16 protein-coding genes are annotated in these 14,577 nt (G+C 47.9%); 6 read left to right on the forward strand and 10 right to left on the reverse strand.

The window, feature by feature from the left end; translation table 11 throughout:
• Positions 1 to 4: 4 nt before the first annotated feature.
• From P8H32_RS06145 to P8H32_RS06160, 4 genes are all read left to right on the forward strand, one after another.
• Positions 5 to 1,423 (forward strand): FAD-dependent oxidoreductase, encoded by a 1,419-nt coding sequence (locus P8H32_RS06145; protein WP_301088761.1) that lies wholly within the window; start codon positions 5 to 7, stop codon positions 1,421 to 1,423.
• A 73-nt stretch (positions 1,424 to 1,496) separates the two neighbouring features.
• The gene (gene hemE / locus P8H32_RS06150) at positions 1,497 to 2,564 is read left to right on the forward strand and encodes a uroporphyrinogen decarboxylase (RefSeq protein WP_297291021.1); all 1,068 of its coding nucleotides are present in this window, start codon (positions 1,497 to 1,499) and stop codon (positions 2,562 to 2,564) included.
• A 174-nt stretch (positions 2,565 to 2,738) separates the two neighbouring features.
• Complete coding sequence (locus P8H32_RS06155; protein ID WP_297291020.1) at positions 2,739 to 2,981, forward strand: GrxA family glutaredoxin; 243 nt, start codon at positions 2,739 to 2,741, stop codon at positions 2,979 to 2,981.
• Positions 2,982 to 3,191: 210 nt separating this feature from the next.
• Positions 3,192 to 3,974, forward strand: a complete 783-nt coding sequence (locus P8H32_RS06160) for a M48 family metallopeptidase (protein ID WP_297291366.1) — start codon at positions 3,192 to 3,194, stop codon at positions 3,972 to 3,974.
• Between the two features lie 3 nt (positions 3,975 to 3,977).
• On the opposite strand, the gene cysE is transcribed toward P8H32_RS06160, so the two are convergent.
• Together cysE and P8H32_RS06170 are read right to left on the reverse strand one after the other, a co-directional pair.
• Positions 3,978 to 4,802 (reverse strand): serine O-acetyltransferase, encoded by an 825-nt coding sequence (gene cysE, locus P8H32_RS06165; RefSeq protein ID WP_297291365.1) that lies wholly within the window; start codon positions 4,800 to 4,802, stop codon positions 3,978 to 3,980.
• A gap of 66 nt (positions 4,803 to 4,868) precedes the next feature.
• Positions 4,869 to 5,600 carry a tRNA (guanosine(46)-N(7))-methyltransferase TrmB gene (locus P8H32_RS06170; protein ID WP_367279170.1) on the reverse strand — a complete coding sequence of 244 codons (732 nt, stop codon included), beginning with the start codon at positions 5,598 to 5,600 and terminating at the stop codon, positions 4,869 to 4,871.
• 61 nt (positions 5,601 to 5,661) lie between these two features.
• On the opposite strand from P8H32_RS06170, the gene P8H32_RS06175 reads away from it, so the two are divergent.
• Entirely contained in the window at positions 5,662 to 6,384 is a 723-nt protein-coding gene (locus P8H32_RS06175) for a DapH/DapD/GlmU-related protein (protein WP_297291364.1), read from the forward strand.
• 137 nt (positions 6,385 to 6,521) lie between these two features.
• Here the strand turns inward: P8H32_RS06175 and P8H32_RS06180 are convergent, their stop codons facing one another.
• From P8H32_RS06180 to P8H32_RS06215, 8 genes are all read right to left on the reverse strand, one after another.
• On the reverse strand, positions 6,522 to 8,015 hold the full coding sequence (locus P8H32_RS06180) for a Fic family protein (RefSeq protein WP_301088766.1): 1,494 nt from the start codon (positions 8,013 to 8,015) through the stop codon (positions 6,522 to 6,524).
• Positions 8,016 to 8,407: 392 nt separating this feature from the next.
• The gene (locus tag P8H32_RS06185; RefSeq protein WP_297291362.1) at positions 8,408 to 9,388 is read right to left on the reverse strand and encodes a serine/threonine protein kinase; all 981 of its coding nucleotides are present in this window, start codon (positions 9,386 to 9,388) and stop codon (positions 8,408 to 8,410) included.
• Complete coding sequence (gene modC, locus P8H32_RS06190) at positions 9,388 to 10,473, reverse strand: molybdenum ABC transporter ATP-binding protein (protein WP_301088767.1); 1,086 nt, start codon at positions 10,471 to 10,473, stop codon at positions 9,388 to 9,390. The genes P8H32_RS06185 and modC overlap by 1 nt, the downstream gene beginning before the upstream one ends.
• A complete protein-coding gene (gene modB / locus P8H32_RS06195; protein WP_301088768.1) occupies positions 10,470 to 11,162 on the reverse strand; it encodes a molybdate ABC transporter permease subunit in 693 nt (230 codons plus the stop codon). The genes modC and modB overlap by 4 nt, the downstream gene beginning before the upstream one ends.
• Before the next feature lie 10 nt (positions 11,163 to 11,172).
• The gene (modA, locus tag P8H32_RS06200; protein WP_301088770.1) at positions 11,173 to 11,928 is read right to left on the reverse strand and encodes a molybdate ABC transporter substrate-binding protein; all 756 of its coding nucleotides are present in this window, start codon (positions 11,926 to 11,928) and stop codon (positions 11,173 to 11,175) included.
• 22 nt (positions 11,929 to 11,950) lie between these two features.
• On the reverse strand, positions 11,951 to 12,367 hold the full coding sequence (locus P8H32_RS06205; protein ID WP_297291358.1) for a type II toxin-antitoxin system VapC family toxin: 417 nt from the start codon (positions 12,365 to 12,367) through the stop codon (positions 11,951 to 11,953).
• On the reverse strand, positions 12,364 to 12,597 hold the full coding sequence (locus tag P8H32_RS06210; RefSeq protein ID WP_297291357.1) for a hypothetical protein: 234 nt from the start codon (positions 12,595 to 12,597) through the stop codon (positions 12,364 to 12,366). The genes P8H32_RS06205 and P8H32_RS06210 overlap by 4 nt, the downstream gene beginning before the upstream one ends.
• 80 nt (positions 12,598 to 12,677) lie before the next feature.
• Positions 12,678 to 13,400: a ComF family protein gene (locus P8H32_RS06215; protein ID WP_301088772.1), complete on the reverse strand. Its 723-nt coding sequence runs from the start codon at positions 13,398 to 13,400 to the stop codon at positions 12,678 to 12,680.
• Positions 13,401 to 13,510: 110 nt separating this feature from the next.
• Here P8H32_RS06215 and bioB point away from each other — a divergent pair, with 110 nt between their 5' ends.
• Complete coding sequence (gene bioB, locus P8H32_RS06220; RefSeq protein WP_297291355.1) at positions 13,511 to 14,569, forward strand: biotin synthase BioB; 1,059 nt, start codon at positions 13,511 to 13,513, stop codon at positions 14,567 to 14,569.
• The last annotated feature ends 8 nt before the right edge of the window (positions 14,570 to 14,577 follow it).

Consider the following 14,577-nt stretch of genomic DNA (forward strand, 5'->3'; position numbering starts at 1 on the left):
TTTTATGGCTGAACGTTTAAGTAATAACTTCCAATTTGTTGAGGTGGGTCGTCAAGACCCAGCGAAAAAAACGATGCATGCTCGCACCAAAGAGTATGTAGAGATATACGAGCCTTACCAAAAAGAAGAAGTACAAGATCAAGCACATCGTTGTTTAGAGTGTGGTAACCCTTATTGTGAGTGGAAGTGTCCAGTACACAACTTTATCCCTAACTGGTTAAAGTTAGTGTCTGAAGGCAACCTGTTTGAAGCGGCAGAACTGTCCCATCAAACTAACACCCTACCTGAGGTCTGTGGCCGTGTTTGTCCGCAGGATCGCTTATGTGAAGGTGCCTGTACACTGAATGATGGTTTTGGTGCAGTAACCATTGGTTCCACTGAGAAATATATTACCGATACCGCTTTGGCGATGGGCTGGCGCCCGGATATGTCCAAGCGTGTTTGGACTGATAAGAAAGTTGCTATTATCGGCGCGGGTCCTGCTGGTTTAGGTTGTGCAGATGTTTTAGTGCGCGCTGGTGTTAAACCTGTCGTATTTGACGCTTACCCGGAAATCGGTGGTCTATTAACTTTTGGTATCCCCGAATTTAAATTAGAAAAAACCGTACTGTCGCGTCGCCGTGAAGTGTTTGAAGAAATGGGCATTGAGTTCCGTTTAAACACAGAGGTTGGCAAAGACGTTAGCATGCAATCGTTAATGGATGACTACGATGCCGTCTTTATGGGTATGGGTACTTATAAATATATGAAGGGCGGTTTCCCCGGTGAAGATTTGAATGGTGTTTATGATGCACTGCCATTCCTGGTCTCCAACGTAAATCGTAATTTAGGTTTTGAAAAAGACCCCGCCGATTACATCAGTGTGAAAGGCAAAAAAGTTGTAGTGCTTGGTGGTGGCGATACCGCGATGGACTGTAACCGTACTTCTATCCGTCAAGCGGCCAGCCATGTTATTTGTGCCTACCGTCGTGATGAAGAGAATATGCCAGGCTCACGCCGCGAAGTGGCCAATGCGCGAGAAGAGGGCGTAGAGTTCTTATTTAATCGCCAGCCTATCGCTATTGTCGGCAACGACAAAGTTGAAGGTATTAAAATGGTCACCACACGTTTAGGCGAGCCCGATGAAAATGGTCGTCGTCGCCCTGAGCCGATTCCAGGCAGTGAAGAAATAGTTGATGCGGATGTCGTTCTGGTTGCTTTCGGTTTCCAACCCAACCCACCGGAGTGGTTGAAAGACTTTGAAGTTACCACTAACGATTGGGATGGTGTTATTGCTGAAGAAGAGCAAGCCTACAAATTCCAAACTGCCAATCCAAAAATCTTTGCCGGTGGTGATATGGTGCGTGGCTCTGATCTGGTAGTGACCGCTATCTGGGAAGGCCGCCAGGCCGCAGAAGGCATCCTGGATTATTTAGAAGTTTAAATAGTCAGGTAATTATTTTATTCTTAAAAGGCACGGCTCTCGTGCCTTTTTTATGTCGATAGGTAAAGACCGTATGTCCGAGTTAAAAAACGATCGCTTTCTACGTGCCCTATTAAAACAACCCGTTGACTTTACCCCGGTCTGGATGATGCGCCAGGCAGGTCGTTATTTACCAGAGTACCGCGCCAGCCGCGCCAAGGCCGGTGACTTTATGTCGCTGTGTATGAATCCCGAGTTTGCCTGTGAAGTGACCATGCAGCCTTTGGACCGTTACCCTTCATTAGATGCGGCGATTTTATTTTCCGATATCTTAACCATCCCCGATGCTATGGGTCTGGGTTTATATTTTGAAACCGGCGAAGGTCCACGTTTTAAAAAGACCGTAACAACAGCTGCCGAAGTAGAAGCTTTACCGATTCCTGATGCAGAAAAAGATTTGGGCTATGTGATGGATGCAGTTAGCACCATTCGTAAAGAACTAAATGGTCGTGTGCCACTAATCGGTTTCTCCGGTAGCCCGTGGACCTTGGCCACTTATATGGTTGAAGGTGGTTCCTCAAAAGATCATCGTTTAGCTAAAGCCCTGGCCTTTAACGAACCTCAAACCATGCATGCACTGCTGGATAAACTAGCCCAAAGTGTAACCGCCTACCTAAATGGTCAGATCAAAGCCGGCGCGCAAGCTGTACAAATTTTTGATACCTGGGGTGGGGCGCTGAGCCACAATGCCTATAAAGAATTTTCTTTAGACTATATGCAGAAAATTGTTAACGGTTTAATCCGTGAACATGAAGGCCGCGAAGTCCCTGTGATTCTCTTTACCAAAAACGGTGGCCAGTGGTTAGAAACCATGGCCAATACCGGTGCCACAGCTTTAGGTTTGGATTGGACTACTGATATTGGCAATGCCCGCGCGCGGGTAGGGGACAAGGTAGCACTACAGGGCAATATGGACCCCACCATGCTCTATGCATCACCGGGTCGCATTCAGGAAGAAGTAAAAACCATTCTGGCAGGTTTTGGTAACGGTAGCGGTCATGTCTTTAACCTGGGTCACGGCATTACCCCGGAAGTGGATCCAGAACATGCCAGAGCCTTTATCGAATCTGTGCATGAGCTGTCAGCGCCTTATCACAAGTAGTACCACAAGCACTTCCACAAGCACTACCGATAATAGGTGCATAGTGGCTTATCGTAGTCGATGAGCCTGAGATTTCTATATAGTCAAAATTTATCAATTCCATAATTATAATCAACTTCTCTAATCACAATCTCGGCTGCATACTCTCACTATCATTTAAAGAGGAGCACCACCATGCAAAGATTCACCATATTCGGAAAAGAGAGCTGTGGCTTTTGCCGTCGGGCTAAAGAGCTTTGCGAGATTAAAGGGCTGGCCTACCGCTATGTGGATATTGAGAAAGAGGGTATTAGTCAGGCTGACCTTGAAAAAACCGTAGGCGGCCCAGTAACCACGGTGCCTCAGGTCTTCCACGGCCAGGATCATATCGGTGGCTTTGAAGCCCTGCAGCGTTTTCTGCAAGAGAGTGCCGCCTAACCCCACCTCCGTCATTCCCGCGAAGGCGGGAATCCAGACTGCATGCTTATGCTGTTATTTCCGCTGCCGCGAAAATCTACAGCACTGGATTCCCGCCTTCGCGGGAATGACAGCTTATTTTTTAACAAGAAAATTGTTGTTTCCCGGCTATCGCTATAAAATTTAGTTAGATAAACCTTCAGACTATTTTACGGTCACAGGACAACTCTTATGAAACGTATTGTCACCCTTGTTTTAGCCTTGGCCACCGCCGCCTGTGCCACCTCCCCAACCGGTCGCTCACAATTACTGTTAATGCCAGAATCCGAAATGGACCAAATGGGTGTCGCCGCTTTCACGGAAATGAAAAAAACTACCGAAGTCGAAAAAGCCGTCGCCACCAATCAATATGTAGACTGCGTTGCCAATGGTGTAATCGCAGCACTCCCCAGCGCTCAAAAACGTAACTGGGAAGTCGTCGTCTTTAAAGACGACAGCGCCAACGCCTTCGCCTTACCCGGCAATAAAATTGGTATTCATACCGGTATCTTAAAAGTCGCCAATGACCAAAACCAACTAGCCACCATTGTTGGCCATGAGATCGGCCATGTACTAGCCCAGCACGGTAACGAGCGGGTGTCGATTCAGTATGCTTCACAAACTACTCAGCAATTACTGGGTACGCTGTTGGAGGGAACAGAAAGGGGGGCAATGGTCATGGCAGCAATGGGTGTTGGCGCGCAATACGGCGTAGCACTACCGTTTAGTCGTTCCCACGAAACCGAAGCGGATATTATAGGCTTAAAACTAATGGCAAAAGCCGGTTTTGATCCCCGTGCCAGCGTGACCCTTTGGCATAATATGGCAGCCAATTCGAATGGTGCGCCGCCGGAATTTATGTCGACGCACCCATCCAATCAAAGCCGTATAAAAGGCTTAGAAGCAAATATGGAGGTGGCTTTTGATTTGTACGCTGCAGCACGCCAGCAGGGCAAAAAGCCCCGCTGCCAATAATCCTTATTTATCGCAATCCATATCACAAGTAAAGCCGTGATTCATTTCCAGTGCTGGCTGGTCTGAGGTTGGGCGACCAATTTCCTTGGCTGGCACACCCACTACCGTGGTATGCGCTTCAACATCCTGCAATACCACGCTGCCCGCACCAATTTTAGCGCCACTGCCAATCTTAATATTGCCCAGAATTTTTGCACCGGCACTGATTAACACGCCGTCGCCCACTTTCGGGTGACGGTCACCTTCTTCTTTACCGGTACCGCCCAGTGTTACCGACTGCAATATAGAAACGTTATTACCAACCACCGCCGTTTCACCAATAACCACACCGGTGCCGTGATCCATCAAAATGCCGTGGCCAATTTTAGCGGCGGGGTGAATATCTACACCAAATTCTGTAGAGACACAGTTTTGTAAAAACAACGCCAGCTCTTCACGGCCTTGAGTCCACAACCAGTGGCCCACACGATAAGCCTGCAAAGCGTGAAAGCCTTTAAAATATAAAAACGGAATCGAATAACTATTACAGGCCGAGTCACGTTCCAGCACGGCGCGCAAATCACAGCGAATCGCTTTACCAATGGACGGGTCTTCTTTTAATGCTTGCTCAATCACTTCCCGTAACAACAGGGCTGAAGCGGTGGGGCTATCGAGTTTGTGGGCCAGGTGAAAACTCAAAGCACATTCCAGCGACTGGTGGTTAAGAATGGTCGAGTGCAAAAAGCTGGTCAGCACCGGCTCTTTGCTTAGCGTCTTCTCAGTTTCCTCGCGAATAGCGAGCCAAATACTGTCGTTATCACTGGTGATTGAAATCGGTTGTGTAGCCATGACGAAGTGCCCGTATATCGGTTGTTTATTGCTAGTTAGTAATTGTGGGGGCTGATTAATGCTTAATCAAGTGGCGGATTGCCTATTAAGGTCACAAAGACAGCGCCAGAGCGGCTGCCCAGACTCACTATATTTACGCTCAAAGGGTGTAATCACGGGCTCTGGGGTAAATGGCTCAGCCTTGGCGCTATAGTTTGCCACCGCTAATGCAGCAGCAAACTCCTGTACATAGATAGGCCAATTACTGCGAAGTTCCACCTCGCCACCCAGCGCCAATAGGCTGGAGAATAGAGGGGAGCCATGCACTCGACGTTTCAACTGGGAGGATTTAGGCCAAGGGTTGGGATAAAACACGCAATGCCTGGCTAATTGCCAATTAGCCTCAACCGCTAAACGCCAAAAGTCATCCACATCGGCCCGCAGTAGCAGGTAGTTATCCACGCCGGATTGTCGGTAGTGTTCATTGTGTTTGGTTAGCCTGACCACGGATTTATCAATACCGATGATCAAAGCGCCGGGGTATTGTTTAGCCAGACTGACAGTGCTTTCACCGACTCCGCAGTAGGAGTCGAGAATCAGATCGCCATGATGTTGGCTTACCCGCTGTGCGGCCTGCTCAAAAACATCTCTGCTGTAATTCGGGTAGGGGCGTTGAAAGCGCGAGTGTAAATGCCGGCGTACCACTGGCTCCAGATTGTCGTGGATACCGGTTTGGCTGCTGGTGATAATGCGGGAGTTAGACACAGTGACTATCGTTAAATGAATATGGCGCTGATTATAACAGGGATAGGGGTTCAGTCATTGCGATTTTAGAAGTGTGCTGGCAGACTGCTCTTTGAAATACACGCACGAGACCACTATGAGACAAGACCGCCGCCCTTATTGGGTCAAAAAAAACTACTTAAGCTTCCGTCGTTGGTATGCCAATCATTTTTTGCGCCCTGCCTGTGATGAGCTGGGTGACCACCATACGATTATGAAGCCTTGGTATGTGGATATTTCGGGGCCGAATATTTCAATAGGGAAGTGCGCGACGATCATTGGGGAGCCTGGTGGTCGGGTGAAGTTGGGGGTGTGGGGCCGTGAGCCTGATGAGGGTGAGTTGCATATTGGTGACTATGTGTTGATTAGTCCGGGGTGTCGGATTTCGGCGGGTGATCAAATTATTATTGGCGACAGTGTGATGATCGCCAATGGTGTTTATATTACGGATTCGGATTGGCACGGGATTTATGACCGTGCACATCGCACGGATGAGGTGGCGCCGGTGGTGATTAAGGATAATGTGTGGCTGGGTGATGGTAGTAAAGTTTTAAAGGGCGTAACTATTGGCGAGAACAGTATTGTTGCTGCCGGAGCGATAGTGACTAAAGATGTGCCTGCCAATGTTGTTGTGGCGGGTAACCCTGCCATAGTAGTTAAAGAGCTGGATGCTGAGCATGACATGATGACGCGCAAAGAGTATTTTGCCGATCCTATTGGGCAGGAGAAATTCTTTGATAGTGTTGATCGGGAAGTGTTGAAAGAAAATACCGTTTTAAATTGGTTGCGTGCGCTTCTTCTCCCCCGAAAAGGTGATTAATTTCTCCCCCGACCCAAAACCCGACTACATTGGGGCTGATCGCAGGAATTTAATCACGAATTTAATGGGACAGAAACTCATTAGCAGTTTAACTATTTAAGCTTTTTTTGGATGTCTCTCCCATCTCTCCCCTCTACTTAATCTACTGGCAACTCTATTTTGAATGTTGAAATCTGCCGATTAAAGATAGGCACCCCCTGATCAGGCAGTTTGTCGGCATAATGGGCTTCCAGTGTTGACCTTGCCTCCCCGTAATCACCCCATTCAATGGAGGCGGTGTAGGCTTGTAAATCAGAAAAAACCTTGGTCATTGTTCTGAATTTATGGCGGCGGGTTGCATCTCTCAGGCCGTTTAAATAGCTGTCTCTATGGACGGTAGGTACGATGATTTTGAATTGCTCGGCGTTGGCTAATTCGGCATTCATCATAATTCTGGCCAGTCGCCCGTTGCCATCATCAAACGGGTGAACTTCTGCGATAAGATAATGCATATAAATAGCACGGTGCAGGCCTGCTGGAAGCGCCGTATAAAAACCAAAGGTTTGGGCTAATGTGCCTTCTACCTGTTCCGGCAGAACAAATAAGCTATCGCCCGCTTTATTGGCTTTGCTTTTGAATTGCCCGGGATGTATTTCAGGGCGTTGATGCATAATCAGTTTGTGTCGCTCGCTTAATAGCGACAGCAGTTCTTCTGCTGATGAAGGTGTTGTCGTCATTTCCTGATAGTCTTGAACTACATCAAACACCGACAATACATCATGACTATCCTGTTGACGCTGCTCAATAATATTTTTTGAAAAGATAATATCTTCAGCCTCATCAATTAAAAATTCAGTCCCTTCAATATAGTTTGAGAAATAACTCTCATAAAAAGACAGGTTGCGCCAAGTGCTTGCAGAATATTGATAGTCTTTTGGTTTTAGGTTGCACCGACTTAGGTAGTCGGCCAGTTGCTCAAAGGCCTGTACACGGTTGGCATCAAAAGGTTGCTGGCGTGCCATTGCCAAAGCTTGTGGCGTCGTTAAGTGCCCTGCGGGCTTGGTTGATAAGACGGCGCCAATCAGTTTGTCTAATTGCTCAAACTCTTTTTCCAGCGATAACGCACTAGCATGTTCACGGGCGAGATCTCTAATACGGTTAAGCTCATCTTCACCACGGCGTTCCAGTATTTTACATAGCTCACCTTCTACCCATGCCTTGCCCTGCGCTTTACTTTGGATGTCGCCTGCTCTTTTTCTGGTGGCTTGGAGATTTTCCAGTAAATAGCGCGCTGGTGCACTGCGTCGAAGGTTGGGGACAAAAGACTCGGTTAATAACTGTGTGTCGCCAGGGTATGCATCAATCGTTAATGTGTTGGCAATGGTAATTTTTTTTCGGTGCTTGATATCCGCACTAATAAACACGCGCCCATCAACCGGCCTGAGTTCGGCTGCAGTAACGTGCGAGGCAATGCCATTCTCAAACAGGTAGTCAACAATGTCATACCAGCGGCTTTGCACTAGGGCGGGCACCTGCTCCCAGGGTGCGTCGGTATAGATGCCCTGACGAATGCGCTTTAACTCCCCGCTGCTGACTCGCTTTGAGAGTTGTTTGGCATCATTGGCGCTGGCTGGAAAATATAAGTTATTCATTGTTATGCCTGCTAATAGGCGAATTATCACCAAATAAGGTGGCTATTTGGAGAAATATTAGCAAATAAGAGCGTTTTTAGCGAAGTATTATCAAATAAATGACTATTTAATGAATTATTAGCAAATAAGGCGGGCAGGAAGTGGGCACGCCTTGCCTTTTGTCTTTGAATGTTTAATCGTAAAACCATCAGCAACACCTAATCACTCACCTACACAAGGCTAACCTATGACCTCCAACCAAACCCCGCCCGGCCTTTGGGTTGGCCAAGCCTTTCTTTTATTTTGGGCGATTGCGGTGGGTTTTAATTCCAGTGCGGCAGGTGGCGTGGATGATTAAGTGGCGGGTACAACAAGAGTTCGAAATTGTCACTCCCGCGAAGGCAGGGGTTGAGTTAAAACAATTGCAACGATGGCTCATTAATCAAAGCAAACTGTTCCCTTAATTCCAAAATATGATCCGACCAATACCGCTGCGTATTAAACCACGGAAAATTATGCGGGAACGCAGGATCTTCCCAGCGTCTGGCCAGCCAGGCGCTGTAATGAATAATCCTTAACGTCCGCAACGCTTCAATCAAATGCAACTGCCGCGGATCAAAATCAAAAAACTCGTTATAACCTTCCACCAACTCACTAATCTGTGCGGTTTGATTGGGCCTGTCCCCCGACATAAACATCCATAGATCCTGAATAGCCGGTGCCATCCGACTATCATCCAAATCCACAAAATGCGGTGACTCACCGCGCCATAAAATATTACCGGAATGGCAATCACCGTGAACGCGAATATTGGTAAAGGTGGTTTGGGAAAATTGTTGCTTAATAGTTTTAAGTAAGTCTTCGCATAAGCTCACATAGGCTGTGCGTAAATCACTGGGGATAAACTTCTCACTGATCAGCTGAAAACTGTTTTCACCAAAGGACTCAATATCCAAGGTGGGCCGGTGTTGAAAATCTTTTTGTGCACCAATGGCATGAATCCTTCCGGTTAGGCGGCCAAGGATTAATAAATTATCTAAATCATCCAGCTCCGGGGCGTGGCCACCTTTGCGTTGATAAACAGAAAATTGATAGCCTTCATAATCCAATAAAGTTTTACCAGCCTCGTTTTTCAGCGGCGGCACCACAGGAATTTCAGCATCAAACAGTTCATAGCTAAATTCATGCTCTTCTAAAATCTGCGCTTCAGTCCAGCGTTCAGGGCGATAGAATTTTACAATCACCGGGTCGCCTTCATCCATGCCCACTTGATAGACGCGGTTTTCATAACTGTTCAACGGGAAGATACGCAGGTCAGTTAAGCGGCCTGTGCTTTCTACGGCATCAATCACGAGTTCCGGTGTTAGTCTGTCGTAGGGGTGGGGGTTTGGCATTAGTGTTCTCGTTGATCGCTGAGTAGCGCGACGGTTTTAATTTGGGCGTAGACTTGTTGGCCAACGGTGAGTTCCAGTCGGGTCACGGATTTATGGGTTAGCCGGACTAAGATATATTGGTGGGCTACCTTAAGTTTAATTAACACTCTGGCGCTGCTATCGCTTTGTTCAATTTCGGCAATGGTGGCCGGTAGAATATTCAGGATACTGCTATGTTCTGCCCGCTCTAAATTAATACTCACATCCCTGGCGGGGATACGAATACGGACAGGTTCATCTTCACGGCCTTCTATGGCAGTAATCCACAGGGATAGATGGTTGTCGATTAATAATTCCGTTAGATGATTGCTTCTGTCGTGTTGCTCGATAGTGGCATCAATAATACTGGCGGCATTTTCTTCATGGCTTAACGGTAAGTCAATACGATGGCTGAGTTCCAGCAGTGGACCTTGGGCGGTGATTTTCCCCTGGTCAATCAGTAGTAGCTGGTCTGCCAGTTGACTGACTTCTTCAAAGTCATGACTGACGTACAGTATTGGTGTTGCCATATTGGCTTGCAGGGTTTGCAAATGTTTAATAATGCGTTGCTTGCTGGGTTTATCGAGGGAGGCTAAGGGTTCATCCATCAGGATTAATTGCGGGCTGCTTAATAAGGCCCTGGCAATGGCTACCCGTTGTTGTTCGCCGCCGGACAGTTGTTCGCTGCCTTGCATCAATAGATGTTTTATTTCCAGCCATTCGCAGACTTGGTTTAGTGAGGGGCCGTTATTATTAAAGCGCCTTTGGTAGGCGTAATTAAGATTGCCTTCAACGGTTAAGTGTGGAAATAAACGGGGCTCTTGAAAGACATAGCCGATTTGACGTTGTTGGGGTGGCAATGTTTTTTCTTTATCTTGCCAAACGGTTTGCTGAAAGGAGAGTTCCCCTTGGGTTGCTGGTTCCAACCCAGCTATCCAACGTAACAACGTGGTTTTACCGGCACCGCTAGGGCCATAGACAGCGGTAAATCCTTTGGCCTCCAAGACGGTATCTATCGCCAGTGAAAAGTTTTCCCGCTCCAGCTTAAGTTTAATCGACAGGCTCATAGCAGGCCTACCCTTGTTGATTTAGCATCGCCGCGTTTTAAACTATAAATAAACGCTAATAACAGCAAAGAAAAAATCACTAGCCCGCCCGCCAGCCAATGGGCTTCGCTGTACTGTAAGTTTTCGACTTTGTCATAAAGGCTAATGGAGAGAACCTGTGTCTCTCCCGGAATATTGCCGCCTATCATCAGTACTACACCAAACTCACCAATGGTATGGGCAAAGCCTAAACTGGCGGCGGTAATAAAACTGCGTTTGCACAGTGGTAAAACTAAAGAAATAAATTGATCTTTAAAGGAGGCTCCCATAGTAGAGGCAGCTTCAAATAATTTTTTGGGCAGTTGTTCAAAGCTGGTTTGCAGGGGCTGGATTACAAAGGGTAAGGAATACAGTACCGAGCCAATCACCAAGGCACTAAAACTAAACGCTAGCGGTGTACCAGTGGCACCTAACCAAAATTGCCCGAAGGGGCTGGTGGGAGAAAATGCCAGCAATAAATAAAAACCGAGTACGGTAGGGGGCAGTACTAAGGGCAGTGCAACAATCGCTTCAAATAAAGCTTTGCCACGGTTGCGAGTATGGGCCAGCCACCAGGCTAAGGGTGTGCCTATCGCTAATAAAATCACCGTAGTGACTGCCGCCAGTTTAATGGTCAGCACAATGGCAGTCAGGTCTTGCTCTGGCAGCATAGGTGTCTCGTTAAATCCGATAGCCCTGTTGGCGAATCGTTGCTTTGGCAGGTTCAGTGTGTAAAAACGCTAAAAACTGAATCGCCGCCTGATTAGTCTGGCCGGATTGTAACAGGATAGCTTGCTGGCGTATCGGTTGATACCAGTCTTGCGGAATGGGCCAGTACGCCATGGCGGGGTTTAGGTGTTTGACTTGGGATAGGGCAACAAAGGCGATGGGCGCATTACCCGTGGCCACATATTGAAAGGTCTGCCCTACATTACTGCCTTTGACTAAATGCGCTTGGGCGCTTTGCCAGAGCTTAAGGTGGTTCAGGCTTTGTTGGGCGGCCATACCATAAGGGGCAATGGCGGGGTTGGCGATAGCGATTTTATGTTGCTGTTCAATGGTGGCCTTAATAGCTTTGCTCAGTGTTTGTGGGTCGCTGATGATTTGTCCGGGCGCTACCACCACCAGTTGGCCTTCGGCGTAGGTGGTTCGGGTATTGGCAATGGCTAGCCCTTGGCTTTCTAATGATTGCGGGTAGCGGCTATCGGCGGATAAAAAAGCGGTGAAGGGTGCGCCTTGTTGTACCTGATTAACAATAGAGCCACTGGAGGCGTTGCTTTGTTTGATTTGATGTTGTGGGTATTGCTGGTGGAATTGTGCAATCAGCTGGGTCATGGCTGTTTTAAAATTTGTTGCCACGGCGATGGTGGCGGAGTCGGCATACGCAGCATGGGTTATTGCCAGAGATAGGCTGATTACTATAAGCAGTTTCTGCATGGTGGCGTCTCTGTAAACCGGCTTAATCAAAAGGGTTGATCAGGTCTATTTGGCAGTGCTCAAAGTCTTTAATATTTCTTGTGGCAACGCTAAACCCTTTGGCTCGGGCTATGGCTGCAATCTGACCATCCATGCTGCTCATGGGTCGTCCTATTTCCTTGCGGTGGCCCATCAACTCGCCATAAGTCTTTGCAGCGGCCTCGTCAAAGGAGAGTACACGCTGGGTAAAGGCTTCATCAACAAACTGCGTAAATCGTTTGCTTAATAGTTGGCGGCGTTTTCCTGTTGGCATCACGCTTAGGCCGTAGTTAATTTCAGCGAGGGTGATAGTCGATATATAGAGTGAGGCGACATGCTGGGCGTTTAGCCAGTTTAGAACCTGACTGGCCGGTGGTGAGGTCATAAATTCCGAGACTATATTGGTATCCAGAATAATCATTCAAAACTCAGCGGTTGAAAGGTTTCACGTTCGGGTAATTCCAGTGCTTCGCTGCCGTAAGCCGGGCTGAATAACTTAACGGCGAGATCTCCCAGACTTTCCGGCGCGGCCACTGCTCGCTTTAGGATCTGGCGAACTTCCTCCTCCATGGAGGTGCCATGCATGGCGGCCTGAATCCGTAAGCGATGCATGGTGTCCTCGTCTATTTTTCTTACGCTTAGGCTTGGCATTATGGCTCTCCAAAAGGGGCGTGATGCTGCAATGATAGCGCATGCTATCATTGCTAGCAATATAAGATAATATGCTGGCATCAGGGCGTCCTCGCCAATACCCAGATATGGACTTCACCAGCCCCTGCGTCCAATAGCTGCTTAGTCACTTCAGTAGCCGTCGCCCCTGTTGTCATCACATCATCAACCACTGCCACACATTGCCCCTCTAAAACCTGCGTCGCCTCAAAAGCCCCCTTCAGATTTTGCCGTCGCTGTTGAGCATCGAGTTGTTGCTGGGGAGGCGTAAATTGGCTGCGTTTCAGCAGGGTTAATAAAGGTATACCTAACCCTTTAGAGAGATAACCGGCGATATGCTCACTCTGGTTAAAGCCACGCTTAAGCCGCCTGCGCCAATGCAGGGGAATGGGGGTAATGATATCGGGCAGATCGTGATTGTAAGCACTGACAAACCTATTAAGGCCGGCCAGTGTTAAGACTTTTCCATAACTAAGATGCCGGTTGTACTTAAATCCACCAATCAGCTCCGCCACAGGGTACTGATATAAATAGCTAGCCACCGTCCGTTCAAAGGGTGGTGGCATTAGCTGGCATTGGCCGCAAAGCGTCTGATCCAAGCTGGGCAACGGTAAGGCGCAATGGCGGCAATGAGGGCCTAATCCTGGCAGCTCGGCCTCACAGCCTTGGCATATATCCAGCCCAGGCTGGCCAATGGCATCACAGAGAATACAGCGCCCAGTCAGGCTCAAGCCCTTAAAGGCTTGAAAAACAGAAAGTCCTGGCTGGAAAAAGCTGTTAACCATAACTATCCTTGTAGGTTGACAGGTGGGTGATAATCCTTATCATTAGCGCCCACTTTAGGGGATATTGTGCCCCTGTTCCAGACCTTATTTTAACCTTGCAGGATTGCCCTATGACCGCCGCAAATAGCCTGGTTCGCCACGATTGGACGCCACAGGAAGTTCAGTCTTTATTCGAGCTGCCCTTTAATGATTTGCTATTTAAAGCCCAGGCGGTTCACCGCCAGTACTTTAATCCTAATGAGGTGCAGGTCAGCACGTTATTGTCGATCAAAACCGGTGCCTGCCCTGAAGACTGTAAGTATTGCCCCCAGAGCAATCGCTATGACACTGGTCTGGAAAAAGAAAAATTAATGGAAGTTGAAAAGGTATTACAGGAGGCGGCAGAAGCCAAAGCCACTGGCGCAACTCGCTTCTGTATGGGTGCCGCCTGGCGTTCACCTAAGGCTAAAGATATGCCCTATGTCACCGCCATGGTTAAAGGCGTGAAGGAAATGGGTTTGGAAAGCTGTATGACGCTGGGTATGTTAACGGCGGATCAGGCGGCTGAGTTATCGGAAGCAGGCCTTGATTATTACAACCATAATTTAGATACCTCACCGGAGTTTTACGGTGAAGTGATTACCACCCGTACTTATTCAGATCGTCTAACGACTATCTCTAATGTTCGCGATGCCGGTATTAAAGTCTGCAGTGGCGGTATTGTCGGTATGGGTGAAACGGTTAAAGACCGCGCCGGTTTGTTAATTCAGTTATCCAATATGCCGCAGCACCCTGAAAGTGTGCCCATTAATATGTTGGTGCGTGTTGAAGGCACGCCCTTGGCGCAAGAAGCCGATTTGGATAATTTTGATTTTATTCGCACTATCGCGGTTGCGCGTATTTTAATGCCAGAGTCTCATGTGCGTTTGTCGGCTGGCCGTGAAGCAATGAATGAAGAAATGCATGCCTTGGCTTATTTTGCCGGTGCCAATTCTATTTTTTACGGTGAGAAGTTATTAACCACCGCCAACCCTGAAGCAAATAAAGATTTGCAGTTATTTGATCGCTTGGGCATTCAGCCAGAAGATCGTACGGTTGAGCGCTGCGATGACGGTGAAGAAGATCGTATCCGCGAGCAAATTCAACAAGCTGAAAACGATAAGTTTTTCTACGACGCAGCGCAGGCCTAAACCTGCGC

Source organism: Oceanicoccus sp., from assembly GCF_029238675.1.
Taxonomy (GTDB): Bacteria; Pseudomonadota; Gammaproteobacteria; order Pseudomonadales; family Dasaniaceae; genus Oceanicoccus.